Below are 26,616 nucleotides of genomic sequence, written 5' to 3'. Positions count from 1 at the left end.
CTGTTTTTTTTAACTCATAGAATTGGCGACAACAGCCGCGAGAAGTACTGCTTGAACCGCAGCCAGTGCCCTTGCTCTTTGATCAGTGCCGGCGTCAGCAGTTGACTGTGCGTCACATCCTCGTCAAACGCCGCCGTCAGTTGCTGGGCGATCTTGGCGTCGTAAATGAACGCATTCACTTCAAAATTCAGCTTGAACGACCGAATATCGAAGTTGGCCGAGCCCACACTGGCGATCGCATCATCGATCACCAAGGTCTTGGCGTGCAGGAACCCGTTTTGGTAGTGGTAAATCTTGATCCCGTAGCGGCTCAGGTAATTGGCGTAGTACTGCGTGGCACGGAAAATGAAGGGGTGATCCGGCATGTCCGGGACCATGACCTGCACGTCGATGCCTGCTAGCGCTGCCGTGATCAAAGCGTCCATCGCGGTATCGTCCGGAATGAGGTAAGGCGTCTGCAGCCGGATCGACTTGGTCGCGCTGGCAATCATTTTCACGTAGCCGTACTTGATCTGCTGCGCCGAAGAATCCGGCCCGCTGGCCACGATCTGCATGGGGGCTTCTCCCAGGTGAATGTGGCGCGTGGCCAGGTTCTCAGGCGATAGCGGGGCCACATCGATGGCGTAAGGCTCAGCCTGGTCATCCGGGACAGTGGCGTTCCAGTCCATCAGGAACTGGACCTTCAGGGCGTAAACCGTGTTGCCGCGAATGCGCAGGTGGGTATCGCGCCAGAACCCGAACTTCTTCTTGCGCGACACGTACTGGTCACCGACGTTGAACCCACCGATGTAGCCGATGGCATCGTCGATCACGACGATTTTGCGGTGCAGCCGATAGTTCAGACGAAAATCGGTGATCAGGTGCTGCGAGGAGAAGTAGGCCTCAACTTTGGCCCCGGTGGCTAAAAGCGGCGCCCAAAATTTCTTGTTCGCCCCAATCGAGCCCCAGGCGTCGTACAGCACCTTGACCGCCACGCCTTGCTTGGCCTTTTTGATCAGCAGATCTCGAAACTGGTTGCCCAGCTCGTCGTTATAGAAGGTGTAGTACTCGACAAACACGTGGTCCTTGGCGGCCTCAATGTCTTTAAACAACTGGGCGAATTTTTTTTGGCCGTCGAAAAACAGGTCGACCGAGTTATCGCCGAGGACCGGGGCGCTGGCCGTGTTGAGAAACAGCGTGGTCAACTCCTTGGCCGCCGTGGAGGACACTGCAGCAGGCAGCAGGCGGCCATGGGTGTTCGCGTGCTTTTGCATCGCGACAAACGCCTTGGTCCCACGCCGGTACTCGGTTTGAATCGCGTGCACTTTTTTGGTCGACAGGCCGCGGCCGGCAAACAGGTATATCCCAAACCCGATCACCGGCAGAAAAATCAGCACCAACAGCCAGGCCCAGGTCGTGGAAATATCGCGCACCGACCGGAGCACCGTAAAAATCGCCGCAATGGTGTTGAGTAGGAGTACCAGTAAAATAATGATCGTGAGTAAAGACATAAGACACCGCCTGTCATCGAATTTTTGTCGCTGGACCGGTGTAACAACGTAGAGCGCTGGCAAATCACGTCAATAATCCCGGGGCGGCTATCACTAGGCATTTTGCCACGCGCCGAGGCTTAGCACAAGGCACCTAGTTTCATTATATAGAAGCCACAGTCAAAGCGCCCAGCCGGCACGCTTATTGCGCTGCCGCCTCTGCCTCGTGCAGGCCCTGCTGCGCCAGCATGTGGGCGCCGCGGTTTTTATGGTCAGGAAGCCACTGCCACAAGACCAGCGGGAATTGCTTGGTCAAAGTGACCAATTCTGTGACATAATCACCGTAGTGCTTGGCGTAGGACTTATCCAGCGCCTCGATCACCAGCTTGGAATCGCTGTAAAAAGTCACCGGGCCGGTCAGCCCGAGAGCCAGCAGGCGCTTGAAGCCGGCAATGGCGGCCTCGAACTCGGCCTGGTGGTTGCTCATTTCGGCAAGTGGCAGGTGGGTCTGGTCCTGATGGCCTTCCGCGATGATCAAGATCCCGATTCCGCCGAGACCGATATTGCCTTTTGTCGCTGCATCTGTGTATAGTTTATTCATCGTTCTCCTTAAGGAAGTGTGTGTGTGAAAAACCGATTTTACGTTCAACCGGACTGGCTCGATTTTACCATGTTTTGGGCGTTCATTATGATTGGCGTGAGCTTGGCGGTGATTTTACAAATGGAACTCATCGGCTATGGACCGGTCAGTCTGCCCGCCACGCTGCTGTTAGTGCTTGTTTTGGCACTGGCGGTCGTGCAAGTGCGGCGGTCACGTTTGACGATTTCATCGGGCCGCATCACGCTGCGCCGCCTGATTCCCGGCAACTCGCTGGAAATTTCACCAGCAGACGTGACCCATGTGGCGTGGACCAAGCGCGCTTGCACGCTGACGACCCGGTCTTACGGTAAAATTACGTTTATTCACCTTGGCAAGAGTGGTGCACTCAAACAGGCGTTGGCAGCAGTGCTGCCAGAAAGGGGTTAGCCGTGTCAGATATCGATATTGCGCAGGCAAACGAACAAAGCGAAATGAAGCCGATTCAGGAAATCGGGTCAATGGTCGGGCTCTCGCCGGACGAGCTGGAACCATACGGCCGCAGCAAGGCGAAACTCACGCTTGCGGCCATTAAGCGGCTCAAAAGCAAACCGCTGGGTAAGCTGGTCCTTGTGACGTCGATCAATCCCACGCCGGCTGGTGAAGGCAAGTCGACGGTGACCATCGGTCTGGGGGACGCGCTGCGGCTGCGCAAGCAAAACGCGGTGATCGCCCTGCGTGAGCCATCGCTGGGCCCCGTCATGGGCATGAAAGGCGGGGCGACAGGCGGCGGCTACTCCCAAGTGGTCCCGATGGAAGACATCAACTTGCACTTCACAGGGGACATGCACGCGCTGACGACCGCCGTCGACACGCTGGCGGCACTGATCGACAACCACCTGCAGCAGGGCAACCAGCTGAACTTGGACCCCCGCCGCATTCAGTGGCGGCGGGTGCTTGACATCAACGACCGCGCGCTTCGTCACGTCACCATCGGGCTGGGCGGCACCACGTCCGGGGTCCCGCGGGAAACCGAGTTTGACATCACCGTGGCCAGCGAACTGATGGCGATTCTTTGTCTGGCGGACAGTCTGGGCGATTTGAAGCGCCGCATCGCGAAAATTGTTATCGGCTACACCTACGACCGCAAGCCGGTCACCGTGGCGGACTTGGGCGTGACCGGCGCCATCGCCATGCTGCTGAAAGACGCCGTCAAGCCCAACCTTGTGCAAACGCTGGCGCACACGCCGGCGCTGATTCACGGCGGCCCGTTTGCCAACATCGCGCACGGTTGCAATTCGATCATCGCGACCCGCGCGGCGCTTGAAATGGGCGACATTGCACTGACCGAGGCCGGCTTTGGCGCAGACCTGGGCGGTGAAAAGTTTATGGACATCACCGCCCCGGCGTTGGGCAAAACCCCGGATGCGGTCGTCATCGTTGCCACCGTCCGCGCCCTTAAGTACAACGGCGGGCAGAAACTTGCTGACCTGAAGGCGGAAAATCTCGCCGCGCTGGAAAGCGGTTTTGCCAATCTGAAGCGCCACATTCACAACATGAAGCGCTACGGGGTGCCGGTGATTGTCGGCATCAATGAATTCACGTCTGACACGCCGGCCGAGATCAAACTCCTGGTCGAGCTTTGTGAGCAGGAAGGCACCACTGCCATTCCGGCCGACGTTTGGGGCAAAGGCGGCCAGGGCGGCCTGGCGCTGGCCGATGCGCTGCTGGAGGCCCTCAAGCAGCCGGCTAACTTCCAGCCGCTTTACGCCAATACCGATGCAGTCAAAGATAAGATCAACACGATTGTCACCCAAATATACGGCGGCGCCAGTGTCGACTATGATCACAAGGCGGAGTTGGCGCTGCGGACCATCGCCAAAAACGGCTGGGCTGACCTGCCGATCTGCATGGCCAAGACCCAGTACAGTTTTTCCGATAACGCCAAGGCGCTGGGCGCGCCATCTGGCTTCACCATCAACGTCCGCGACGTGACCCCGCGGCTCGGCGCCGGGTTCCTGGTCGTCATGACCGGAACCGTGCTGACCATGCCGGGACTGCCGAAACAGCCGGCGGCGCTCAACATGGACGTCTCAGACGACGGCGTGATCACAGGATTGTTCTAACAAGGAGAAAATATGGGTTTATATTTATTGCTGGCGGCCGGGTTGGTCGTGGTCGATCAACTGGTCAAGGCGTGGGTGGTTGCCCACATCGCTGTGGGGGAAACCGTGGCGTTTCTGCCAGGGCTTGCGCTGACTCACCTGCAAAATGACGGTGCCGCGTTTTCGATCCTGCGCGGTCAGCAGTGGTTCTTTTACCTGATCACGGTGGTGTCGCTGATCGTGGTTTACTGGCTGTGGCGAGACGCCGGCACCAGCCGGTTCTACAAACTTTCGCTGGCGCTGATCCTCGCTGGCACCATTGGCAACTTCATCGACCGCGTGCGGTTTGGGTCCGTCACGGACATGTTTGAGACGACGTTCATGAACTTCGCCATTTTCAACGTGGCCGATGCGTGCCTGACCGTTGGGGTCATCATGGTCGTCATCTACCTGCTGTTCATGGATGGAAAAGGGGAACAATCACGCTAGAATTGACCATCACGACGGAAACCGGGCGGTTGGACAAAGTGATCGCCGATCATTTTCCGGATATCTCCCGGTCGCAAGCCCAAAAATGGCTGGCTGCTGGGCTGGTGACCCTGGGCGGCAAGGCAGTGAAAGGCAAGGAAAAGGTCGCACCAGGGGACGTGATCCGGCTTGATCCGCCCAAGCCCAAGCCGCTGGAAGCTGTGCCGCAGGACATCCCCCTTGACATCATCTACGAAGATGACCAGGTCATAGTCGTCAACAAGCCGCAGGGAATGGTCGTGCACCCCGCACCGGGCCATCCGGATGGCACACTGGTCAACGGCCTGCTTTACCACACCAGTTTTCCCGGCATTAACGACGTACTGCGGCCGGGGATCGTGCACCGCATCGACAAGGACACTAGCGGCCTTTTGATGGTCGCCAAAACCGCCCAGGCGCAAGTCAGCCTGTCCGCACAGCTAAAGGCCAAAACCACCAAACGCGAGTACTGGGCCATCGTACATGGAGCCTTTCGCCAGACCAGCGGCACCATCGATGCGCCGCTGGCTCGCGACCCCAAGGACCGCAAGCGCCAGGCGATTGTCCCAGGCGGCCGCCACGCGGTGACCCATTACCAGGTGCTGGAGCAGTTTCCCCACTACGCGCTGATTAAGTGCGTGCTCGAAACCGGGCGCACTCATCAGATCCGGGTCCACATGGCCTCGATCCACCACCCGCTGGCCGGCGATCCGCTGTACGGGCCGCGGGTCACACTGCCTGGCGCGGGCCAGTTCCTGCACGCGCGCACGCTGGGCTTCGTCCATCCGACGACCGGCAAATTCATGGAATTTTCCGTTGAGCCGCCGGTGCTGTTTCAAAAAACTTTGGCGGATCTGCGGGCTGGCATTGACAAGACAAGACGCGTTCGCTAGACTAAGAACAACTTGATAAAGCACCTTTAACTAAGTCCAGAGAGGCTTGGAAGGGCACGTGTTTGCTGCGGCAAACGAAATTTTCGGCTGAAAGCCGCCTTCTATACCCGAACTGGATATGGCAGGCGGCTTTTTCGTGCAGAAAAGGAGATCATTATGGCAAAACAAGTAGTGGATGCAGTGACCATGCAGCGCGCACTGACGCGTATCTCATACGAGATCATTGAGCAGAACAAGGATCTGTCCGACCTGGTGATTGTGGGGATCAAGACCCGCGGCGTGTACTTGGCGAACCGGATCGCCGCGCGCCTGAATCAACTGGAGAACTTGGATGTGCCGGTCGGCGATCTCGACATTCGCCTGTACCGCGATGATGTGCACACCGCCGACTACCGGATGCAGCCCGACGTGAAGGGCTCAGACCTGCCGGTTTCGATCACCAACAAGCACGTCATCCTGGTCGACGACGTCATTTTCACCGGCCGCACGATTCGCGCTGCCCTGGACGCCTTGATGGATCAGGGCCGGCCGCGTCAGATCAGCCTGGCGGTCCTAGTCGATCGCGGCCACCGCGAGCTGCCGATCCGGCCCGATTTTGTCGGTAAAAACATTCCGACTTCCCGGCACGAGGAAATTAACGTGCAGGTGAAGGAAATTGACGGGCAAGATGGCATCAGCATCGCCCAGCTGGAGGCGTAGCATGAAGGAATTTCATGATGATGACGCGGTTTTAGACATTCACGATAAACCTGGCTTCGGTCAGTGGGTGGGCCTTTCCATCCAGCACTTATTCGCCATGTTCGGCTCCACCGTGCTGGTGCCGATCCTGGTCGGCCTTGATCCCAGCATTGCGCTGTTTTCCAGCGGGGTCGGGACGCTGATCTACATCCTGATCACGCGCGGCAAGATTCCGGCCTACATGGGTTCCAGTTTTTCCTTTATCGTCGTGATGGAGTCGCTGATGAAGACCACCGGCTATCCGGGCATCGCGCAAGGGACCATCGCCGTCGGGTGCGTGTACCTGATTGTCGCGTTGATCGTCAACTTCGCGGGCTCGGCGTGGATCGACAAGGCACTGCCGCCGATCGTGGTTGGCCCAATCGTCATGGTCATCGGCCTGAGTCTGGCCGGCACCGCTGCCACTGATGCGACCATGCGCGCCGTGTCTGCTACCAAGAGTGTGTACGACATCCGCTACTTTGCGGTGGCCATGCTGACTTTGGCCTTCACGATCATCTACAACATGTACTTGAAAAAGTTCATCAGCCTGCTGCCGATCCTCTTGGGCCTGATTACGGGCTACATCATTGCGCTGATGTTCGGCATCGTCGACTTCACGCCGGTCATGCAGGCCAAGTGGTTCTCACTGCCGGCGTTCCAGATTCCGTTTGTCAACTACCAGCCGAAATTTTACTGGGGCGCGGTGCTCTCCATGGCGCCAATCGCCTTCGTCACGATGACCGAGCACATGGGGCACATCATGGTGCTGGACGAAATGACCCACCGCAATTTCTTCAAGGATCCCGGCCTGAACCACACGCTGGCCGGGGACGGCACGGCGTCGATCATCGCCGGTTTTGTTGGCGGCCCGCCTGTCACCTCGTACGGTGAAAACATCGGGGTTATGGCCATGACCAAAGTCCACAGTGTCTACGTGCTGGCCGGCGCCGGGATGTTCGCGGTACTCTTCGCCTTCATCGGCAAGCTGAGCGCCTTGATCCGCACAATTCCCAGCCCGGTTATCGGCGGGATCTCCTTCCTGCTGTTCGGCGTCATCGCCAGCAACGGGCTCAAGGTCCTGATCGACAACAAGGTCGATTTTAATAAGAAACGCAACCTCATGATCGGCTCGACTATCCTGGTCATCGGGATCGGCAACGCCAGCCTGCAATTCGCCGGCTACACCTTCTCGGGCCTGGCTATCGCCACCGTGATCGGCATTTTGTTAAATTTCATTCTGCCGCAACAAGCAGCCAACGAGGAGGAGCCAGTCGATGCTAAAAAACTTTGAGCACTTTGTCTCAGAAACCCAAGTGACGCCCGAAATTGCCGAAGACCTGATCGATCGGGCCGAGGCCTTCAAGCAAGGCGCCAAGCCGGAAGTCGCGACCCCGTACTATGCGGCCAATCTATTCTTTGAAAACAGCACGCGCACGCACACCAGCTTTGAAATGGCCGAGCGCAAACTGGGCATGACCGTGATCCCGTTTGATCCGGTTCACAGCTCCGTCACCAAGGGCGAAAGCCTGGAGGACACGCTGCGGGCGCTGGCCGCGATCGGCATTCAGGTCGCCGTGATCCGCCACTCTCAGGATAACTACTATCAGCCGCTGATCGAGGCCAATGTGCCGCTGCACATTGTCAACGCCGGCGACGGCGCGGGGCAGCATCCCAGCCAAATGATGCTGGACCTCATGACGATTCGCGAGGAGTTCGGGCACTTCAAGGGCCTGCACGTCGGCATCGTCGGTGACCTGGTGCACTCGCGGGTGGCACGCTCCGATATGGCCATGCTCACTCAGCTGGGCGCCACGGTCAGCTTTTCCGGGCCCAAGAGCTGGTACACCAAGGACTTCCAGCAGTATGGTGACTACGTGCCGCTGGACGACCTGATCCCCCAGGTCGACGTCTTGATGCTGCTGCGGGTCCAGCTGGAGCGGCTGACGGCGGCGGAGAAGACCGAATTTTCCGCCGAGTCTTACCATGAACGCTTCGGCATCAATCAGGCGCGTTACGACCGCATGAAGCCGGGCGCCATTATCATGCACCCGGCGCCGGTCAACCGCGGTGTTGAGCTGGCTTCCGACTTGGTCCTGGCTGACCGCTCGCGGATCTTTAAGCAGATGCACAACGGCGTCTTCATGCGGATGGCAATGCTGGAACTGGTTTGCGGCAAGTAGGAGGGCATTATGCATACACTGATTAAAAACGCCAAGGTGATGGGCCCACAGTCCTTCACCGGGGACATCCTGATCGCAGACGGCAAAATCAGCGCACTTGGGCGGCACCTTTTTGCGCCCGCCGACGCCACGATCATCGACGCCAAAAACAACGCGGTGCTGCCCGGCCTGGTCGATGTGCACGTGCATTTTCGCGAACCTGGCTTCGATCAAAAGGAAACCATCAAGACTGGGGCTGCCGCGGCGGCACACGGCGGCTTCACCACCGTGGTGGCCATGCCCAACCTGGACCCGGTGCCGGACAACGTCATTGACCTGCGCCAGCTGATCAAGAAAAATCACAGCGACGCGAAAATTCACGTTGAACAGTTTGCCGCCATCACGAAGGGGTTACACTCCAATGACGTCGCGGACTACCAGGCGCTAAAGGACGCTGGCGCGCTGGGCTTTTCCAACGACGGGGTCGGTATTCAGGACGCTGCCACGATGTACCAGGCCATGCAGGCGGCCGCCCGCGTTGACGCGCCGATAGTTGCCCACATTCAGGACGACGGGCTGATGGCCGGCGGCGTGATCAGCACCGGCACTAAGGCCCAAGCCTTTGGGCTGCCGGGCATTAACCACGTCAGCGAATCCGCGCAGTTGGCCCGCGACCTGACCCTGGCCGAAGCGACCGGTGTGCACTACCACGCCTGCCACGTCTCGACCAAGCAAAGCGTTGAGCTGATCCGCGACGCCAAGGCCCGCGGCGTCAACGTCACCGCTGAGGCCACGCCGCACCACCTGCTGCTGGACTACGAACACATCCCAGCAAACGATCCGAATTACAAAATGAACCCGCCGCTGCGGGCGGAAATGGACCGGCTGGCGCTGCTCGATGGGCTGGAAGACGGCACCATCGACATGATTGCCACCGACCACGCACCGCACACGGCTGAGGACAAGGCGGGAGACTTCAGCACTGCCGCGTTTGGTATCGTTGGCAGCGAGACTGCCTTTGCCCTGCTTTACACCAGTCTGGTCAAAAGCGGCCGCTTCACGCTGGATCAGCTGATTCAGTGGATGAGCACCAACCCGGCCAAAGCGTTTGGCCTGCCGGCCGGTACCATTGGCATTGGCCAACCGGCCGACCTGACCATCATCGATTTGAACAAGCAGTACAAGATCGATGCGAACACGTGGCTGTCGAAGGGGAAGAACAGTCCGTTCATCGGCCGCGAAGTGTCTGGACAGGTCCTTTACACGCTGGCCGATGGGCAGATCGCATACGAGGAGGAGAACAAGTGAAACGCTATTTGATCCTTGAAGACGGCTCGGTTTTCCCCGGTGAGGGGTTTGGGGCCGAAACCGTCACTACCGGCGAAATCGTGTTTAACACAGGCATGAGCGGCTATCAGGAAACCATCACCGACCAAAGTTATAACGGGCAGATCATCACGTTCACGTACCCGCTGATCGGCAACGCCGGCATTAACCGAGACGATTACGAAAGCATCAACCCGACCGCTAAGGGCGTCGTCGTGCACGAGACCGCGCGGGTGACCGGAAACTGGCGGGCGCAAATGACGCTGGATGAATTCCTCCGCCGCAAGCACATCCCCGGCATCTCCGGCATTGACACGCGAGCCTTGACCAAGCGCCTGCGCGAAGCTGGGACCATGAAGGCCAGCATCGTCGACGCAGCTGATGAGCACGCATTCGATCAGCTGCGGGCACTGGTGCTGCCGAAGAACCAGGTCAGCCAGGTCGCCACGACTCAGGCCTACCCGGCGCCAGGCACCGGCAAGAACATTGTGGTAGTGGATTTTGGCCTTAAACACAGCATCCTGCGGGAGCTGTCCAAGCGTGAGTGCAACGTCACTGTGGTGCCGCCGACCATCACTGCTGGTGAGATTCTGGAGCTGAACCCGGACGGCGTCATGCTGACCAACGGCCCTGGCGATCCCAAGGACGTGCCTGGCGCCTTGGACATGATTCGCGGCGTGGAAGGGCACATTCCGATGTTTGGCATCTGCCTGGGTCACCAGCTCTTCGCCTTGGCGAACGGCGCCGACACCTTCAAGATGAAGTACGGCCACCGCGGCTTCAACCACCCGGTACGCGAAATTGCCACCGGCCGGATCGATTTCACGAGCCAGAACCACGGCTACGCGGTCGCGCGGGATTCTATCGATCCGGATCAGCTGCTGATCACGCATGAGGAAATCAACGATCACACCGTCGAAGGCCTGCGCCACCGGCTGTATCCAGCCTTTTCGGTGCAATTTCACCCGGACGCCGCACCTGGTCCGCATGACGCGGACCACTTATTCGACGAATTCATGGAAATGATGGACGCCTTTTCGGCCAACAAAGGAGCGAGCCATGCCTAAACGTACTGATATTCACAAAATTCTAGTCATCGGGTCGGGCCCGATCATCATCGGCCAGGCTGCCGAATTCGATTACTCGGGCACCCAGGCATGTCTGGCGCTGCGCGAGGAAGGTTACGAAGTCGTGCTGGTCAATTCCAACCCGGCGACAATCATGACCGACAAGGAAATCGCCGACAAAGTTTACATTGAGCCGCTGACCACCGAGTTCGTCAGCCAAATCCTGCGCAAGGAACTGCCGGACGCCATTCTGCCGACCATCGGCGGGCAAATCGGCCTCAACCTGGCCATGGAGCTCGCCAATTCAGGCATTCTGGATGAGCTGCACATCGAACTCCTGGGCACGAAACTCAGCGCTATCGATCAGGCCGAGGACCGCGAGCTGTTCAAGAATCTGATGCAAAAACTGCACCAGCCGATCCCCGAATCTGCCATTGCGCACAACTTTGACGAGGCGAAGGCGTTCGCCGAAAAAATCGGCTATCCGGTCATCATCCGGCCGGCCTTCACCATGGGCGGTACCGGTGGCGGCATTGCCAAAACCGAGGACGAGCTGCGTACCATCACGGAAAATGGGCTCAACCTCAGCCCAGTGACCCAGGTGCTGGTCGAGCGGTCGATCGCCGGCTTCAAGGAAATCGAATTTGAAGTCATGCGCGATGCCGCGGACAACGCAATTGTCGTCTGCAACATGGAGAACTTCGACCCGGTCGGCGTGCACACAGGCGATTCGGTCGTCTTTGCCCCGGTCCAGACCCTGACGGACAAGGAAGTGCAGATGCTGCGTGACGCGTCGCTGAAAATCATCCGGGCGCTGAAGATCGAAGGCGGCTGCAACGTGCAGCTCGCGCTTGATCCGAACTCCTTCAAATATTATGTGATCGAAGTCAATCCGCGGGTGTCGCGTTCGTCGGCGCTGGCTTCCAAAGCCACTGGCTACCCAATTGCCAAAATGGCCGCCAAGATCGCGGTCGGCCTGCACTTGGATGAAATCAAGAATCCTATTACAGACGCCACTTACGCCGAGTTCGAGCCGATGCTGGATTACGTCGTCGCCAAGATCCCGCGGTTCCCGTTTGACAAGTTTGAACACGGGGACCGCACCCTGGGGACGCAAATGAAGGCCACCGGCGAGGTGATGGCGATTGGTCGCAATATCGAGGAGTCGCTGCTCAAGGCAGTGCGCGGGCTGGAAGTCGGCGCCACTCACTTGGAGCTTGCGGCAGCCAAGAAGCTAACGGATCAGGAGCTGACGGACCTCATCGTCACGCCGACGGATATGCGGCTGTTCTACCTGGCCGAAGCCTTTCGCCGGCACTTCACGCTGGAAGAGCTGGCCGAGCTGTCGCACATCAACGTCTTCTTCTTGGATAAGATCAAGCACATTATCGAAATTGAAGACGCGCTGAAGGCGCACCCCGGCGACTTGGAAACACTGCGCGTGGCCAAGCGCAATGGGTTTGCCGATCAGGAGGTTGCCAAGCTCTGGGGCCAGACCATGGATGAGGTCCGGGACCTGCGGCGGGCCAATGACCTGACGCCGGTGTACAAAATGGTCGACACCTGCGCCGGCGAGTTTGCCTCCACCACACCGTACTTTTACAGCACCTATGAAACCGAGAACGAAAGCAGCAAGAGTGGACGCAAGAGTGTCCTCGTGCTCGGGTCCGGCCCGATTCGCATCGGTCAGGGCGTCGAGTTCGATTACGCGACGGTCCACTCCGTCAAGGCAATTCAAAAAGCCGGGTACGAGGCCATCATCATGAACTCCAACCCCGAAACGGTCTCCACCGACTTCTCGATTTCCGACAAGCTGTACTTTGAACCGCTGACCATCGAGGACGTCCTGAACGTGATCGATTTGGAACAGCCGATGGGCGTCATCGTGCAGTTCGGCGGGCAAACCGCCATCAACTTGGCGGCGCCGCTGGCAGCGCATGGCGTCAAGATTCTTGGCACCAGTCTGGACGACCTCGACGCCGCCGAGGACCGCGATCGGTTCGACGAGATCATCACCAAGCTGAACATTCCTCAGCCAGTGGGGGACACGGCCACCGACAAGACCGGGGCTCTCGCCATTGGCGAAAAAATTGGCTACCCAGTCCTGGTCCGCCCAAGCTACGTGCTGGGCGGCCGGGCGATGGAAATCGTGCACTCGTCTGCGGAACTGGCAGATTACATTGACCGCGCGGTGTCGGTTTCTAACGACCACCCGGTTCTCATCGACCAGTACCTAGTCGGCAAAGAGTGTGAAGTCGATGCCATCTGCGACGGCGACACAGTCGTCATTCCAGGCATCATGGAACACATTGAGCGCGCCGGCGTCCACAGCGGCGACTCCATGGCGGTTTACCCGCCGCAGGACTTCAGCCAGGAGATTCAGGGCGAGATCGAGCGCTACACCATTGATCTGGCTCACGAGCTGCACTGCATCGGCATTATGAACATTCAGTTCATTGTGCACGAAGGCCAGGTTTACGTGATTGAAGTCAATCCGCGCGCGAGCCGCACCGTGCCATTTTTGAGCAAGGTCACCGACATTTCCATGGCGCAGCTGGCCACTCAGGCCATTTTGGGCACCAAGCTGGCCACGCTGGGCTTCAAGAACGGCCTACAGCCGCTGCGGTCGGGCGTGCACGTCAAGGCGCCTGTGTTCAGCTTCTCCAAGCTCAATAACGTGGACAGCACGCTGGGGCCGGAAATGAAGTCGACCGGTGAGGTCATGGGCTCGGACAGCACACTGGAAAAAGCGCTGTACAAGGCCTTTGAAGCCAGCCACACGCACCTGCCGGACCATGGCATTGCGCTGTTCACGGTGGCTGACCCAGACAAGCCCGAGGCCGTGGCACTGGCCAAGCGTTTCCGCGAAGTTGGTTACCAAATCGACGCGACTGTCGGCACCGCGCAGGCGCTGCGCGCAGCCGGGGTGCGGACCAACGTGATCGCCAAGCTCGGCGAAAGCGGTGAGGACGCAATTCTGGATGCCATCTCAGACCGCAAACTCCAGCTGGTGATCAACACCACCAGTCAGGACAAGGCCACCACCAGTGACGGCTACCGGATCCGGCAGGCGGCAATCATGCATGGCGTGCCGCTGATGACCAGCCTTGATACGGCCCGCGCCATCGTGCAAGTGCTGGAATCCCGCGCTTTCACGACCAAACCTTTGTAGGAGGAAACATGGCACCCATCATTGCACTGGATTTTCCCACCCTTGAAGACACCACCGGCTTCTTGAAACGCTTCGAAGGCGGTGAACCGCTGACTGTCAAAATTGGCATGGAACTCTTTTATGCCGCAGGGCCGGCAGCCATCAAGGCCGTTCGGCAGGCCCATCCCGTCGAGATTTTTCTCGACCTGAAACTGCACGACATCCCGCACACGGTCGAGCGGGCGGCGTATCAGCTCGGCCGGCTGGGTGTGCAGCTCACCACGGCGCACGCGGCAGGTGGCAGCGCGATGCTGGCCGCGGCGAAGCGCGGGCTGGTGGCCGGCGCCGCCTCACAAGGCCTGCCGGCTCCTAAGCTGCTGGCGATCACGCAGCTGACGTCAACGTCTGCGACCATGATGCACCAAGAGCTGCAAATCGAAGGCCCAGTCGTGGATTCGGTCCAGCACCTCGCCGCTGTGGCGCAGGCGGCTGGGGCCGACGGGGTGGTCGCCAGTGCCCAGGAAGCACCCCTGATTCGGGCCATCACGCGGCCAGACTTTTTGATCGTCACGCCTGGCATTCGGCCAGCGGGCAGTCAAAAAGGGGACCAGGTCAGGATCACGACGCCGGGTCAAGCGGCACAGCTGGGCAGTTCGGCGATCGTGGTCGGCAGACCGATCACCCAAGCGGCTGACCCAGTCTTGGCTTATCAGCACATTACTGAGGAATGGAGGCACGCAAATGTCTGAAATTGAAACCACCATTGCAACCGACTTGTTGACGATCGGCGCGGTCACCCTGCGGCCAAAAGAACCGTTTACCTGGGCCAGCGGCATTCATAGTCCCATTTACACGGACAACCGCCTGACCATCTCGTATCCGGCGGTGCGCACGCGCATTGCCGACGGGCTGGCCGCACTGATCAAAACGCAGTACCGAGACGTGCAAGTGATCGGCGGCGTGGCCACGGCGGGGATCCCGCACGCGGCGCTGGTCGCCGAGCGGTTGAACCTGCCGCTGGTCTATGTCCGCAGCAAGCCCAAGGACCACGGCCAAGGGCGGCAAATCGAAGGAAAGCTGGACCCCGGCGCTAAGCTGGTGTTGATCGATGATTTGCTGAGCACCGGCGGCTCGGTCCTTAAGGCGGCAGCCGCGGCCCGGCAGGAAGGGGCGGATGTCGTCGGCGTAGCGGCGATTTTCAGCTACCAGCTGCCGGCGCTCACCGCTAATTTTGAAGCAGCCAAGACCAAGTTCGTCACCCTGACCAATTACACCACGCTGATCCAAACGGCGCAGGCGCACGGGCAGATCGATGCGGATGAACTGGCGCTGCTGCACGCCTGGCGCAAGGATCCTGCGCACTGGCAGGCCTGACTTGTTGTCCTTGATGCAACCAAAGAAGAGGAGCGTATCGTATGCTGAGCCTTGAAACCACGATTGCCGGTCGCCACTTTGACCGCTGCTTGATGAATGCGGCAGGTGTCCGCTGCCAGTCCAGCCGCGATTTAGACGCGCTGGTGCAGTCACATGCCGGCGCCTATGTCACGAAAAGTGCTACCCCAGCGCCGCGCCCGGGGAATCCATCGCCGCGCATGGCCACCATGCCACACGGCAGCTTCAACTCCATGGGTCTACCCAATAACGGCCTGGCGTATTACCTTAACTACGTGCTGGCGGACGAGCAAAAACGCCCAGGGAAAACAAATTTCCTGTCGCTGGCTGGTACCAGTCTTGATGACAATCTGGCGATGCTTCACCAGATTAACGACTCGGCCTACCAAGGCTTTGTGGAACTGAATCTGTCTTGTCCCAACGTGCCGGGGCACCCGCAAACGGGCTACGATTTTGAGGCCACCCGGCAAACCCTGGAAGCCGTGTTCGAATTTTACCAGAAGCCGCTGGGCGTCAAGCTGCCGCCGTACTTCGACATGGCGCACTTTGATACGATTGCTGACATTCTCAATCAATTTCCACTGAGTTTCGTCACGACCATCAACAGCGTCGGCAACGGCCTGATTGTCAATTTCGAGACCGAAACGGCGGCGATTAAGCCCAAGGGCGGCTTTGGCGGGATCGGCGGCGCTAGTATCAAGCCAACCGCACTGGCCAACGTGCGTGCCTTGGCCCAGCGTCTGAACCCCGACATCGCCGTGATTGGTGTCGGCGGCATTATGAGCGGCCGCGACGCTTTTGAACACATTTTGTGCGGCGCCTCGATGCTGCAGATCGGCACGCAGTTTGGGTACGAAGGGCCGGCAGTCTTTACCCGGATCGAAAAAGAGCTTGGCGACATCATGCTGCTAAAGGGCTACACTAGCATTGACGACTTCCGCGGCAAACTTAAGACCCTCGATTAACCACCAGCAACGCCAAAGCGGCACCTCAGATTTGCTCTGGGGTGCCGCTTTTTGTAACTGCTTTTACATCGTGGGCTGGCGCCGGAGCCGCTCGACAACGGCCTCGTCCGGGGTCACCACGACGGTGCGCTGGCCTTCATAGACCACAAACCCCGGCTTGGCCCCGTTAGGCTTGCGGATCTTCTTGACCTCGATCCAGTCGACCTGGACATTCGCCGAAGCGCGACTCTTGGAAAAGTAGGCGGCGAGCATCGCGGCCTCCATGAGGGTCTTGTCACTGGGTTTGGCGGCATCGATGATGACGTGGGAACCCGGGACGTCCTTGGCGTGCAGCCAAATATCCGTTTTGGCCGCCTTGTGCAGGGTGAGCTGGTCGTTTTGCAGGTTGTTCTTGCCGACCCAGATCTTGGTGCCATCCGAGGCGTAGAACTCCTCGGGCTTGGCAATCTTGTGCTTTGGCGCCTTCTTGCCTTGCTTGTGGACTTTGAGGTAGCCGCCGTCCTGCAGCTCGGTGCGAATATCATCGAGGTCTTTAGGGCTGGCGATTTCGATCTGCGCCATGATCCCGGTCAGGTAATCCAGCTCGCTTTGGTTCTGCTTCATTTGCTCGTTGACGTAGGCCACGGCGTTGCGCAGCTTCTGGTAGCGGGAAAAATACTTCTGCGCGTTTTTTGACGGTGACAGCTGGTTGGACAGACTGATTTTCAGCGGCTTCATGTCGTCGTAGAAATTCGGCAGGGTGACGCTGGTGTCGCCGCGCTTGACCTGGGCCAAGTAGGTCGTGAGGATCTCACCGCGGATGCGGTAGTCGTCCGCTTTTTCGGTGTCCTTCAGTGTCTGCTTCAGCTTCTTCTGCTTTTTTTCGTCGCGCTCGATCAGCGTCTTCAGCGGCCGGATCAGGTTCTCGCCCTGCGTGCGGACGCGGTCGTGCTCGGCCTTCTGCGCGTAAAACGCGTCCAGCATTGCGCTCAGCGTGTTAAAGGTCTGCTGCTTGCCTTCATGCGTCTGGTAGGGCAGGGCGGAGAAATTCACCTTGGTGCCGGTCGTGATGGTCGGCGTCGGGTGATCAAGCTGCGCAAAAAAATCGTCCCAGGCGGCGTCGGGCTCGCCGGCGCTGAGGCGGGCGGCCAACTCCTTGGCGGAATCGCCGGCCAGCCCTTGGTAGTGACGCTGCAGGAGTTGCGAAAGTGGCACGTCTTTGGTCTTCATCAGTTCCCGGTAGCCGCGGGTGTCATCGGTAAAGGGATCGACCTTATCCTGCGCCGGAGCGGGAATGTACGGCGCACCCGGCAGCAGCGTGCGGAAGCGGTCCTGATCTGGGCCGACGTGGCGGATCAGGTCGATGATCTTGCCGGTTTTCAGGTTGACCAGCGTGATGTTCGAGTGGCGCGCCATGATCTCGACCACCAGGCGGAGGCTCAAATCGTCACCCAGCTCATCGCGGGTGGAAAAATCCAGCTGCAGCACGCGGTCGTTGGCCACTTGCGTCATGGATTGTAAAGTGGCACTGGCCAGGTACTTGCGCAGCGTCATGGTAAAATTAGTTGGCACCTTCGGGTTTTCGTAGGGGATCTGGGTGATCTGGACCCGAGCAAACTGCGGATTCGCCGACAGGAGCAGCGGCCAATTCTTGCGGTTGGCCCGAATCGTGATGATGACTTCATTATTGTAAGGCTGGGTAATTTTATTGACCCGGCCGCCCACCAGGGGCTGCAGTTCTGCGTTCATCGCATGCGTGAATAAACCGTCAAATGACATCGCGCACCTCTTTTCTGCCGGCGTTCAGCCGGTCAATTACTGCTACTCATTTTACCGGTTTTCAAGGCCCGACGCAAAGCGCCAGCCGCGCGTTATTCTTCAAAAATAAGAGAGATAATGTTATGCTGTTCTAAGCAAATTCAGAAAAAGTGGGTGTAGCAAATGAAGATCGCCGTCGTGACCGACAGCACCGCCTATCTATCCGAGCAGGAAATCGCGGCCAATCACATCAAAATCGTGCCGATTCCCGTCATCTTGGACGGCAATGTGTACGATGAAGGCAAGGACATCACCACTGCAGAATACTACGCTAAATTACGCACCGCCAAGACCTTTCCCAGCACGTCCCAGCCGCCGCTGGGTGAGGTGCTGAAACTCTACGAAAACCTGGCGAATGAAGGCTACGACACCATCATCTCGATTCACCTGGCCAGCACCATTTCCGGCTTTGTGGAAACGCTGCGCGCCGCCGTGGCCGACTTCAAGCCGGCACACGTGATCGTTTACGATTCGCAGATCACGGTCATTTTAATGGGGGAACTGGTCCTGACAGCCGCCAAAATGGCGGCGGCCGGCAAAGCGGCAGACGAAATCATTCAAACCCTGGATGCGCTGCGGGCAACCATGGGTGAGTATTTCATCGTCAACGACCTGCAGAACCTGGTCCGCGGCGGCCGTTTGAGCAACGCAGCGGGGTTCATCGGCGGCATGCTGAAGATCAAACCGCTTCTGACCTTCGACGACGACTCCCACAAAATTGTCGCCTTTGAGAAGGTCCGCTCGCTGAAAAAGGCCTACTCGCGCGTTGAAGAACTGCTGGCCGCGGAACTTGCGAAGGTCAATTACCCGGTCAAAGCTTGGGTCATCCACGCGAACGACCCCGACGCCGCCATGGCCTGGCAAGCCGACCTGAAGCAGAAATTCCCGCAGGTGCCGTTTGAGATTTCGTACTTCGGGCCCGTCATTGGCACCCACTTGGGGGAAAAGGCCATTGCCGTCGCCTGGATCCAGGACCTTAGCCGCACCACGAAGTAATCTCAAACCAGCCGCTTATTCGACTGGTTTTTTGGTATGATTGAATAGACGCCTGACGTACCTGCGTCGGCAAATAAATCAGTTAATAATCGAGGCAATTATGTTTATTCATGCATCCCAAAAGAAGGGCCGCGTGCTATCGGCCCGCACCGTTTACAGCGGCCACATTTTTGATGTGATCCAGCAAACCATCGACACCCCTGACGGCCTGCGCGTTGAGCGCGACCTGATCAAGCACGCACCAGCCGTCGCCATGCTGGCGCTCACACCGGACGATCAGGTGCTGATCAACCGGGAATACCGGGTCGGCATCAACGGGGAGTCCTTCGCGCTGCCGGCAGGCTTGATGGACCCGGGGGAAAATCCGACGGTCGCAGCCAAACGCGAATTGGAAGAGGAAACCGGCTACGTCACCGATGACATCACCGAAATGTGCGCCATTCGGTCCAGCGAAGGCATGACCGACGAGCTCGTGCACCTCATGCTGGTGCACATTGATCCGGAAAAGCGCACCCCGAAGCACTTTGACCAGGACGAGTTTGTGACCAGCCAGCTTGTGCCGCTGGATGAGGTCGTGGCCGCCGTCAAAAGCGGCAAGATTGCCTCCGCGCAAAGCGTTGGCGCCATCAGCTACTACGAGGCATTCATTAAAGGAGACCGCGCATGAGTTTGAAAGACGTGAAGTTTATCGCCACCGACATGGACCACACGCTGCTGACTGAAGCCAGCGTGCTGCCGCCGCGGTTTCAGGACCGGCTGGACGCCCTGGAGCATCTGGGCATTCAGTTCGGCATTGCCAGCGGCCGGCCGCTGTACACGCTGCAGGATATTTTTCCCAGCTACCACCAAAAGCTGGCACTGATCTGCGACAACGGCGGGGTGATCAGCTATCAGGGGCAGATCATCAGCAAAACCCTGATGCCGACCGCAACAGTGCAGGAAATGGTGCGCGTGATTCGTGATGAAACGGACGGTCTGCCGCTGATCTGTGGCATCGACGAGGCAATCGGCCAAACCAAAGATCAACAGTACGACTCAGTTTACCGCGAGTTCTACCACCAGCTGTCCTACCGCGAGGACTTGAGCAGCTGGACCGGTGAGGCCGATAAAGTCACGATTTACCTGCCAAACGGCGATGCCAAGGCGGTCTTTAACGATGTGATCAAACCGCGGTTTGGCCAGAATTTCTCAGCGGCCATCTCCGGCCCGGTCTGGATCGACATCATGATGCCCGGCATCAACAAGGGCAACGGCATGCGCGCCATCGGGAAGCAAATGGGCATCACCACCGATGAAATGATGGCATTTGGCGACAATTTCAATGATGCGGAAATGCTCAAGGCCGTGAAGTACAGCTACCTGGTCAATAATTTTGCGCCGGGCATGGAACAGTACGCCAGCTACCGGACGGGCACGAACGAGGAATTCGGGGTCGTGCAGGTGCTGGACCAAGTCATCGCTGCCCACCAGGCCAACTAGTACTGAGCTGCTGAGACGCAAAAATGAGGCAAAACCATGAATTTTGACTATTCTGCTTATGATAACGCGGCCGTGCAGTGGGCTGGGACGCCGGAGGACCGTGAGCTGTTTAAGGCGCATCGCGACGGCGCCACTCTCCTGAGCACTAACGGCGAAGTGGTGGGCGCGCTGACCACTTGGCGCAACCCGCTGCATCCTTATTTGCTGCGGTTTGTGACCGTGGCCACGGCCAAAGCCGCGGCATTGCCGCAGGCGGAGCTGGCGGACGCGCTGCTCACGCCCGTCGTTGATCGGGCCAAAAATGCGGGCCAGCGCGGGATCCTGACAGTCAGCACCGACACGCAGTCGGCGCTGCGGTCGGCGACAATTTCCCGCGGTCTGCGCCGGATCCGGACGACGTTTAAGCCCAAGCTGGTGCTGAAAACGGCCCAAACCGCAACCGTGTCTTTGACCCCAGGGACGCGCCTGCTGTCGCAAAGCGATTTGCTGCAAAGCACACCCTTAAGCACCGCGCTGATCCAAACCGCCTACCTGACTTACCAAAAGCGGCACGATGTCGACCCGGTCAAGCCGTTTTCGGATAACGACTGGGCGCCGCGCATCCTGACCGATTTGGAGCCAACTGCCCCGCTGGCCCTAGCGCAAGGGGACAACGTGGTTGCGTACTGCCTGACCTATCTGCGTGGTAACACGCTCGAATTCGGCGGTGCCTGGGGCCAGGACCATGGCCTCCTGGATGGCCTGCTGGCATACACGTTGCCAGCCTTGGCGAGTCGCTATGAGACCCTTGAAGGCGCCTTCGCCGACGTTGACGAAGGCGGCATGCAGGTTTACATGTCGTTTCCTGATCAGGCGACGGCGCAGGAACTTGCCGCGTTTGCCATTCTGTTTTAACGATTCTGACCCGCTCGCGGGTCTTTTTTTGACGGATTTTCATGCGTAAGTCGCGGCGTTCAGTTAAACTAGGGGCAACTGGGAGGTGGTCTCGTGAAACGCCAGCTGAAAATTGCCTTATCGCTCCTTGGGGCGCTAGTGGCAGCGGGCATTGGCTACGGTCTGTGGCTGCAGTACCGCGGTTCCGTTTCACTGCTGCTTGACACCACCACCCGGGCGGAAAACGCGATCGCCAGTCTCCGCGACTACGGGCCTTTGGAGGTCATTCTCTTCTTCGGGCTGCTGGTGCTGATGTGCTGCATTCCCGGCGCCCCGTCCTCTGTGGTCGCCATTTTTACCGGGGTCTGCCTCGGCGACTGGGCGGGCTTTCTGGTCAGCGCCGCGGGACTCACCGCCGGCAATCTGATCCAAAGTGGCGTCTTGAAACTGCTGGCCGACCGGCGGGATAAGGCACCGACCAACCGGCTGTACAAGGCCTTGGTCAGCATGAAGCACCCCAGAATTGGTCTGCTGATTGGCTACGCGGTGCCGATGATTCCCACCATGCTGGTCAATGTGGCCTCGGTGCGGCTGCGAGTGTCGGCGCGCTCACACGTGCTGGTTTGTTTGCTTGGCAGCACCTTGGTCGCCGCCATTTACGCGTTTGGTGGTGACGCGTTGATCCGCGGCAATCGCCGGCTGTTGATCACGGTGATCATTGCCTTTGTCGCGCTGTCTGCCCTGATCCTATTCATCAGGAAGGACCGCCAGCGCCACCGCGATGCTGAGCCTGAAAAGTAGGGTCGAAACCGATGTGAAACACCTGCAGCAAGTCTGGCCGACTATCTGCCAATGAACGAGCCATCATGGCCTGATGCCCAAGCGGGCAGAGTGGCAGGGCAAAATCCTGTTCATTGAAACCAGCGAGGAACGGCCTGAACCCGCCAGTTATCGCCTGATGCTGGCGCACCTAAAGGCTTACGGCATCTTTGACCAGGTGGCGGCAATCGTTGCGGGCAAGCCACAGGACGAGCAGTATTACAATGATTATAAGCAGATCTTGCGCGATGAAACTGCCGCTTGGAACCTGCCATTGCTGTTCAACGTCAATATCGGGCATGCTTATCCGCGCACAGCCCTGCCGTACGGCGCCGAAGCAGTCCTCGATTGTTCGCAGCAAACGCTGACGAGCACCGAGCCTTTTTTCAGCTGAAGGCCCGGTCCAGGCCGGTTCACCATATCGAGCTGTGCAATTGTATGGTACAATAAGTAACCGAAAATACTCAGGTTTTTAAAGGAGAACGCACATGCGTCAGGTTCATTTTCCGCATCTCAAGAAACGCTATCAGCCTTGGTTATGGGGCCTAGTGGCGATTCTCGTCGTTTTGGCAGTGGGTGTGCAGGTGACTGGCCACCTGCAAGCCGCCTCATCGACGCCGCGGCAGGAGAAGACCAGCCGGCAAGCAAAGCCGGTTAAAAAAGTCCCAGCCAAAACGGCTAAGACTAAGCCCGCGGCAAAGCCGGCAGCGCCTTCGGTGATGCGCAAGCCCATCGATTGGCACCAGCCATCCGAAACCGTGGCATATCCGAAAATCACCAGTGCCGACAAGGTGGCCATGTACGTGAACGTGGCCAAGCAGCGCGTGTACGTGTTGGTCAATGGGAAAAAGGCGTACACAATGTATTGCTCAAGCGGGATCGATAACCGCACGCCCAAGGGCCACTTTCAAATCGGCACTCGCGGCGATCACTTTTACACGCCGTCAGAAAAAATGGGCGCGAATTACTGGACGGCTTTTTACGGTACCGGGTATCTGTTCCATTCCGTTCCGACAGACGTGAACGGCCATTATCTGCCCAAGGAAGCCGCTAAGCTGGGCAAGGAACCGGCTTCTCACGGCTGCATTCGCCTGAGCATTGCCGACGCCAAGTGGGTCAACCAGACGATTCCGACCGGAACGCCAGTGGTTATCAGCTAAGGTCACAGATACAATCGTGAGTTAAAATCGGGAAGGGGCCTTTGGGGAATGCTTCAACGCAAACAAAATGATTCAGCAAATTCTACTCGGCGGCGCTTTCCTCGCTGGGCCGGTTTAGTCGCGCTACTGGTTGCCGTCATGCTGCTCGCAATCGGTGCCGCTGCGCTTCGCCGCCAGCAGGTGCAGGCCGTTCATCACGAGCGAGTGCAACGTGTGGCCCGAACGTCTCTTAAAAAAAGGTCACATGCGAAAAAGGCGCGGTCAGCCGCGCATCCAAACAAGAAACCATCTTTGATGAGAAAACCCATCGATTGGCATCAACCCTCTGAAACGGTCGCTTATCCAAATCTGGATCACGTTCAACACTTGTCAATGGAAGTGCGCCTGGATCGTCAGCGCGTCTACATTCGTGGCAACGACAAGCTTCTTTACACGATGTATGCGTCAACCGGGATTGACGGCCGGACGCCCGAGGGTCACTTCAGTATCGGTCAGCGCGGGTTGCACTTCTTCAATTCGAGCCCGGCGGTGCGGTTGGGCGCCAACTACTGGACGTCGATTTACCAGAACCGGATCCTATTCCACACCGTACCATTTGATGCCCAAGGCCACTACGACATTAAAGAGGCCAGCGACTTAGGAATCCGCGCGGGGTCACACGGCTGCGTGCAGCTGAGCATTCCGGATGCCAAATGGATCTACGACAAGATTCCCGAAGGTACGCCAGTCACAATCGATCATCACTAAAATAAACGCTAAGTCTTTCCGCAATATGCCAGTGACTCTTTCATTACTGGAAAGTTGCGGAAAGACTTTTTTGATTCAGTGCCAACAAAAAGCCGAGATTTCATAAAACGTGTTTTTCATAAACATTTCCATGGTAGATACTGACTAAGTTTTTGTGATACATTTAGTTCAATAACTACACGAGGAGGCGGTTTAGTCATGGATCTATCACTGCTAAAATATGATGCCAACCCAGACGCGGTGATCAATCCCTTCCGCGATGAAGGTTATCATTTTCCAGCGCGCATGGCATTCCCAATCCTGAAAGATGAAGAGGTCAACCTGTTTGCGGCCGCACACAACGGCGAGCAGCTAGGCATTTTCGAAACTGTCTCAGCAAATTTCCCCGTTTACGCCGTCACGATTGACGGACAGCGAATCGGGCTTTGCCGCTGTCCGCTTGGTGCACCAGCAGCCGCCCAGGTGCTGGAGTATTTGATTGCTTACGGTGCTCGCCAAATCATCGCAGTCGGTTCCTGCGGCGTGCTGACCAGCCAGCCGGAAAATAAGATGCTGGTTGTACAGTCGGCTCTGCGCGACGAAGGAACTTCCTTTCATTATCTGCCCGCCGCTGAGATCATTCAATTGGATGCGAAGTTTGCTGCACAGATTCAGAGCAGTCTGGCGGTGCAGCACATCAATTTTGAGGTTGTGAACACCTGGACCACCGATGGCTTCTTTCGGGAAACGCGAAAGCAGGTGCAAAACCGGCTTCAGCGCGGATTCACCGTTGTTGAAATGGAGAGTGCGGCACTAGCGGCATGTGCCGAATTTCGCGGCGTTCAGTTTGGTCAAATTCTCTTCACAGGCGACTCGCTTGCTGACGTTGAAAACCACAACCCGCGTGATTTCGGCACAGCGTCCCACGATATTGCCTTGAAGATGACGATTTCCTGCCTGGCATCACTCTAGCAATACGTTACTCTGGAGGCATTATTACTACGCCAAACCAGTCCAGGGGGCATCGTACCAATTAAATGAGAGCAGAGAAACTGATACTAATATCGATTTTTTAAGAGTCGTGAAAAGCCGTGGACGTTTAGTCTGCGGCTTTTCTGTGTGCCAACCAGCTGTACTAGAAATTTGTGAATTCGCAGTCGAAAACAAAAGGGCGCCAGCTATTCTGAAATATACATTTGCGTGAGCAGAACGCGGTATAAATGAAGCCTGATGGAATTCTGCAAAAATTCAGGCACATTTGCCTATTGTCTGTGTGTGGTGGCATTCATCATACATAGTCAGCGTTCAGGACAAACCAGTCTGACTTGAAGCACTTGAACCAATCAACGATAAATAACCGTATACAGAGTATTTGCCATCGTTGATTGTGATCACGGTATCGAGTTTGCCATAAACGTCAAGGCTCACAAAAACGCGAAGAACGAGATATACAAACTCGCATGCACTCGGAAAAAACCGAAGTTCAAAAATTAACAGGCTTTGATTTCATACCAATCCTGTTCAAGGATCAGCTGTCAGCAAATCGACGACGCTTGGTTTAGTCAATTCTCATGTCATGATTGCTGCTGAAGACACAACGACATAGTCAGTCATTTAACTGAGCGGCAAATGGACAGTGGGGCGTACGACATTTAGGGGTGAATTTAGTCCTTTTGCTTTTTGATATATTCTAGTTCACATAATATATATTATACGAAGTTGTTCCTGAGAGCCGAAGAGACGGGCGCTTAGCCAAATCTCGGCCGAAATATCTTGTCTGTCTTCGATTGTCGATCAAATTGACTACCCGTAACCTCATCAATCGATACAACGGCTTTAACTTTCTATACATCATCGCCGTTCAGAATCTCCATCAGCAACTCAGCAGCCATAAGTCTTCCGTAATTATCTACAATTATCTAAGCATTGGATTTCAATCATCCATGAGCAGACGTCTAGTATGCATCTTGCTGACATCGTGATTCTGAGCAATTAGACCATCAACTATACGTGCTGCTATCTGAACTCGCGTCAGAATCACGACAGGTCATCCTGCCTTGAGCGATTGCCAGCGGCTAAGGAAAACGAACCGCATGGTCGGCCTTTGACACCAATTCATCATCATCTGAGCTTAAGGCCGCATCAGCATGACTGAAAGCGCGATTCATTGTGCGGCGATTCTCACAACCGACCTTAACTAAAATGTCGCTGACCCGCAGTGCTAGACAAACTTGCTGCCGAGGCCAGACAGCTAAAATGTGTATTCGTATCAAGAACTATGAATAACGGTTATTAAAGCTAGAAAATAATTATAGAAAATAAAGTTAGACACGGCTAAACTTATTAAACAACAAAAAATCGGCAGCCAGGACAAATGACCACCTCAATTTTCAAGTCAAGTGCAACGATGATAACGAATCCTTGATAGTGGTCTA

At 57.4% G+C, this 26,616-nt stretch carries 25 protein-coding genes; 22 read left to right on the top strand and 3 right to left on the bottom strand.

What is annotated here, in order from left to right; all coding sequences use genetic code 11:
• Positions 1-14: 14 nt before the first annotated feature.
• Together cls and FC75_RS01595 are read right to left on the bottom strand one after the other, a co-directional pair.
• Complete coding sequence (gene cls, locus FC75_RS01600) at positions 15-1,490, bottom strand: cardiolipin synthase (protein ID WP_056988943.1); 1,476 nt, start codon at positions 1,488-1,490, stop codon at positions 15-17.
• 181 nt (positions 1,491-1,671) lie between these two features.
• Positions 1,672-2,070 (bottom strand): reverse transcriptase-like protein, encoded by a 399-nt coding sequence (locus FC75_RS01595; RefSeq protein ID WP_054662550.1) that lies wholly within the window; start codon positions 2,068-2,070, stop codon positions 1,672-1,674.
• Positions 2,071-2,094: 24 nt separating this feature from the next.
• Between FC75_RS01595 and FC75_RS01590 the strand changes: the two genes are divergently transcribed.
• The 13 genes from FC75_RS01590 (at position 2,095) to FC75_RS01530 (ending at position 16,331) form a co-directional block, all read left to right on the top strand.
• Positions 2,095-2,496, top strand: coding sequence for an EbsA family protein (locus tag FC75_RS01590; RefSeq protein ID WP_054662547.1), 402 nt, complete (start codon positions 2,095-2,097; stop codon positions 2,494-2,496).
• Positions 2,497-2,498: 2 nt separating this feature from the next.
• A complete protein-coding gene (locus FC75_RS01585) occupies positions 2,499-4,172 on the top strand; it encodes a formate--tetrahydrofolate ligase (protein WP_056988942.1) in 1,674 nt (557 codons plus the stop codon).
• A gap of 12 nt (positions 4,173-4,184) precedes the next feature.
• Positions 4,185-4,640 carry a signal peptidase II gene (lspA, locus tag FC75_RS01580; protein WP_054662544.1) on the top strand — a complete coding sequence of 152 codons (456 nt, stop codon included), beginning with the start codon at positions 4,185-4,187 and terminating at the stop codon, positions 4,638-4,640.
• Entirely contained in the window at positions 4,631-5,551 is a 921-nt protein-coding gene (locus FC75_RS01575; RefSeq protein ID WP_056988957.1) for an RluA family pseudouridine synthase, read from the top strand. Before lspA ends, FC75_RS01575 begins: the two co-directional genes overlap by 10 nt.
• Before the next feature lie 150 nt (positions 5,552-5,701).
• Positions 5,702-6,250, top strand: a complete 549-nt coding sequence (gene pyrR / locus FC75_RS01570; protein ID WP_156314304.1) for a bifunctional pyr operon transcriptional regulator/uracil phosphoribosyltransferase PyrR — start codon at positions 5,702-5,704, stop codon at positions 6,248-6,250.
• A gap of 1 nt (position 6,251) precedes the next feature.
• A complete protein-coding gene (locus FC75_RS01565) occupies positions 6,252-7,562 on the top strand; it encodes a uracil-xanthine permease family protein (protein ID WP_156403555.1) in 1,311 nt (436 codons plus the stop codon).
• On the top strand, positions 7,546-8,451 hold the full coding sequence (locus FC75_RS01560) for an aspartate carbamoyltransferase catalytic subunit (RefSeq protein WP_056988940.1): 906 nt from the start codon (positions 7,546-7,548) through the stop codon (positions 8,449-8,451). The genes FC75_RS01565 and FC75_RS01560 overlap by 17 nt, the downstream gene beginning before the upstream one ends.
• 9 nt (positions 8,452-8,460) lie before the next feature.
• A complete protein-coding gene (locus tag FC75_RS01555) occupies positions 8,461-9,738 on the top strand; it encodes a dihydroorotase (RefSeq protein ID WP_056988939.1) in 1,278 nt (425 codons plus the stop codon).
• Positions 9,735-10,823, top strand: a complete 1,089-nt coding sequence (locus FC75_RS01550) for a carbamoyl phosphate synthase small subunit (protein WP_056988938.1) — start codon at positions 9,735-9,737, stop codon at positions 10,821-10,823. The genes FC75_RS01555 and FC75_RS01550 overlap by 4 nt, the downstream gene beginning before the upstream one ends.
• Entirely contained in the window at positions 10,816-13,995 is a 3,180-nt protein-coding gene (gene carB / locus FC75_RS01545) for a carbamoyl-phosphate synthase large subunit (RefSeq protein ID WP_056988937.1), read from the top strand. The genes FC75_RS01550 and carB overlap by 8 nt, the downstream gene beginning before the upstream one ends.
• An 8-nt stretch (positions 13,996-14,003) precedes the next feature.
• Positions 14,004-14,723 carry an orotidine-5'-phosphate decarboxylase gene (gene pyrF / locus FC75_RS01540; RefSeq protein WP_056988936.1) on the top strand — a complete coding sequence of 240 codons (720 nt, stop codon included), beginning with the start codon at positions 14,004-14,006 and terminating at the stop codon, positions 14,721-14,723.
• Positions 14,716-15,348 (top strand): orotate phosphoribosyltransferase, encoded by a 633-nt coding sequence (gene pyrE / locus FC75_RS01535; RefSeq protein WP_056988935.1) that lies wholly within the window; start codon positions 14,716-14,718, stop codon positions 15,346-15,348. The genes pyrF and pyrE overlap by 8 nt, the downstream gene beginning before the upstream one ends.
• A 41-nt stretch (positions 15,349-15,389) precedes the next feature.
• Positions 15,390-16,331, top strand: a complete 942-nt coding sequence (locus FC75_RS01530) for a dihydroorotate oxidase (protein WP_056988934.1) — start codon at positions 15,390-15,392, stop codon at positions 16,329-16,331.
• A gap of 63 nt (positions 16,332-16,394) precedes the next feature.
• Here FC75_RS01530 and FC75_RS01525 read toward each other — a convergent pair whose 3' ends face one another.
• Positions 16,395-18,089, bottom strand: coding sequence for an Rqc2 family fibronectin-binding protein (locus tag FC75_RS01525; RefSeq protein WP_056988933.1), 1,695 nt, complete (start codon positions 18,087-18,089; stop codon positions 16,395-16,397).
• Between the two features lie 162 nt (positions 18,090-18,251).
• On the opposite strand from FC75_RS01525, the gene FC75_RS01520 reads away from it, so the two are divergent.
• From FC75_RS01520 to FC75_RS01480, 9 genes are all read left to right on the top strand, one after another.
• Entirely contained in the window at positions 18,252-19,124 is an 873-nt protein-coding gene (locus tag FC75_RS01520) for a DegV family protein (protein ID WP_056988932.1), read from the top strand.
• A gap of 100 nt (positions 19,125-19,224) precedes the next feature.
• Entirely contained in the window at positions 19,225-19,791 is a 567-nt protein-coding gene (locus FC75_RS01515; protein ID WP_054665406.1) for an NUDIX hydrolase, read from the top strand.
• A complete protein-coding gene (locus FC75_RS01510; RefSeq protein ID WP_056988931.1) occupies positions 19,788-20,603 on the top strand; it encodes an HAD family hydrolase in 816 nt (271 codons plus the stop codon). The genes FC75_RS01515 and FC75_RS01510 overlap by 4 nt, the downstream gene beginning before the upstream one ends.
• Positions 20,604-20,639: 36 nt before the next feature.
• Positions 20,640-21,497: a hypothetical protein gene (locus tag FC75_RS01505; RefSeq protein WP_056988930.1), complete on the top strand. Its 858-nt coding sequence runs from the start codon at positions 20,640-20,642 to the stop codon at positions 21,495-21,497.
• A gap of 93 nt (positions 21,498-21,590) precedes the next feature.
• Positions 21,591-22,277 (top strand): TVP38/TMEM64 family protein, encoded by a 687-nt coding sequence (locus FC75_RS01500; RefSeq protein WP_056988929.1) that lies wholly within the window; start codon positions 21,591-21,593, stop codon positions 22,275-22,277.
• A gap of 73 nt (positions 22,278-22,350) precedes the next feature.
• Positions 22,351-22,689, top strand: a complete 339-nt coding sequence (locus FC75_RS01495) for a S66 peptidase family protein (RefSeq protein WP_056988928.1) — start codon at positions 22,351-22,353, stop codon at positions 22,687-22,689.
• A gap of 94 nt (positions 22,690-22,783) precedes the next feature.
• Positions 22,784-23,455: a L,D-transpeptidase gene (locus FC75_RS01490; RefSeq protein WP_056988927.1), complete on the top strand. Its 672-nt coding sequence runs from the start codon at positions 22,784-22,786 to the stop codon at positions 23,453-23,455.
• Between the two features lie 294 nt (positions 23,456-23,749).
• Positions 23,750-24,202 carry a L,D-transpeptidase gene (locus FC75_RS12775; RefSeq protein WP_082397822.1) on the top strand — a complete coding sequence of 151 codons (453 nt, stop codon included), beginning with the start codon at positions 23,750-23,752 and terminating at the stop codon, positions 24,200-24,202.
• A gap of 198 nt (positions 24,203-24,400) precedes the next feature.
• Positions 24,401-25,153 carry a nucleoside phosphorylase gene (locus FC75_RS01480; RefSeq protein ID WP_054665441.1) on the top strand — a complete coding sequence of 251 codons (753 nt, stop codon included), beginning with the start codon at positions 24,401-24,403 and terminating at the stop codon, positions 25,151-25,153.
• The last annotated feature ends 1,463 nt before the right edge of the window (positions 25,154-26,616 follow it).

It is taken from the genome of Lacticaseibacillus camelliae DSM 22697 = JCM 13995, assembly GCF_001436615.1.
Taxonomy (GTDB): Bacteria; Bacillota; Bacilli; order Lactobacillales; family Lactobacillaceae; genus Lacticaseibacillus; species Lacticaseibacillus camelliae.
Note: the sequence above shows the minus strand (reverse complement) of the source record. Positions and strands in the feature narration are given on the sequence as shown.

What these genes read in the sequence shown, in the direction of transcription:
- cls (WP_056988943.1), bottom strand. Translation starts at nt 1,490, where the DNA reads ATGTCTTTACTCACGATCATTATTTTACTGGTACTCCTACTCAACACC.
- FC75_RS01560 (WP_056988940.1), top strand. Translation starts at nt 7,546, where the DNA reads ATGCTAAAAAACTTTGAGCACTTTGTCTCAGAAACCCAAGTGACGCCC.
- FC75_RS01520 (WP_056988932.1), top strand. Translation starts at nt 18,252, where the DNA reads ATGAAGATCGCCGTCGTGACCGACAGCACCGCCTATCTATCCGAGCAG.
- pyrF (WP_056988936.1), top strand. Translation starts at nt 14,004, where the DNA reads ATGGCACCCATCATTGCACTGGATTTTCCCACCCTTGAAGACACCACC.
- FC75_RS01515 (WP_054665406.1), top strand. Translation starts at nt 19,225, where the DNA reads ATGTTTATTCATGCATCCCAAAAGAAGGGCCGCGTGCTATCGGCCCGC.
- FC75_RS01555 (WP_056988939.1), top strand. Translation starts at nt 8,461, where the DNA reads ATGCATACACTGATTAAAAACGCCAAGGTGATGGGCCCACAGTCCTTC.
- FC75_RS01595 (WP_054662550.1), bottom strand. Translation starts at nt 2,070, where the DNA reads ATGAATAAACTATACACAGATGCAGCGACAAAAGGCAATATCGGTCTC.
- lspA (WP_054662544.1), top strand. Translation starts at nt 4,185, where the DNA reads ATGGGTTTATATTTATTGCTGGCGGCCGGGTTGGTCGTGGTCGATCAA.
- FC75_RS01530 (WP_056988934.1), top strand. Translation starts at nt 15,390, where the DNA reads ATGCTGAGCCTTGAAACCACGATTGCCGGTCGCCACTTTGACCGCTGC.
- FC75_RS01525 (WP_056988933.1), bottom strand. Translation starts at nt 18,089, where the DNA reads ATGTCATTTGACGGTTTATTCACGCATGCGATGAACGCAGAACTGCAG.
- FC75_RS01490 (WP_056988927.1), top strand. Translation starts at nt 22,784, where the DNA reads ATGCGTCAGGTTCATTTTCCGCATCTCAAGAAACGCTATCAGCCTTGG.
- FC75_RS01495 (WP_056988928.1), top strand. Translation starts at nt 22,351, where the DNA reads ATGCCCAAGCGGGCAGAGTGGCAGGGCAAAATCCTGTTCATTGAAACC.
- FC75_RS01565 (WP_156403555.1), top strand. Translation starts at nt 6,252, where the DNA reads ATGAAGGAATTTCATGATGATGACGCGGTTTTAGACATTCACGATAAA.
- FC75_RS01505 (WP_056988930.1), top strand. Translation starts at nt 20,640, where the DNA reads ATGAATTTTGACTATTCTGCTTATGATAACGCGGCCGTGCAGTGGGCT.
- carB (WP_056988937.1), top strand. Translation starts at nt 10,816, where the DNA reads ATGCCTAAACGTACTGATATTCACAAAATTCTAGTCATCGGGTCGGGC.
- FC75_RS01510 (WP_056988931.1), top strand. Translation starts at nt 19,788, where the DNA reads ATGAGTTTGAAAGACGTGAAGTTTATCGCCACCGACATGGACCACACG.
- FC75_RS01480 (WP_054665441.1), top strand. Translation starts at nt 24,401, where the DNA reads ATGGATCTATCACTGCTAAAATATGATGCCAACCCAGACGCGGTGATC.
- pyrE (WP_056988935.1), top strand. Translation starts at nt 14,716, where the DNA reads ATGTCTGAAATTGAAACCACCATTGCAACCGACTTGTTGACGATCGGC.
- FC75_RS12775 (WP_082397822.1), top strand. Translation starts at nt 23,750, where the DNA reads ATGAGAAAACCCATCGATTGGCATCAACCCTCTGAAACGGTCGCTTAT.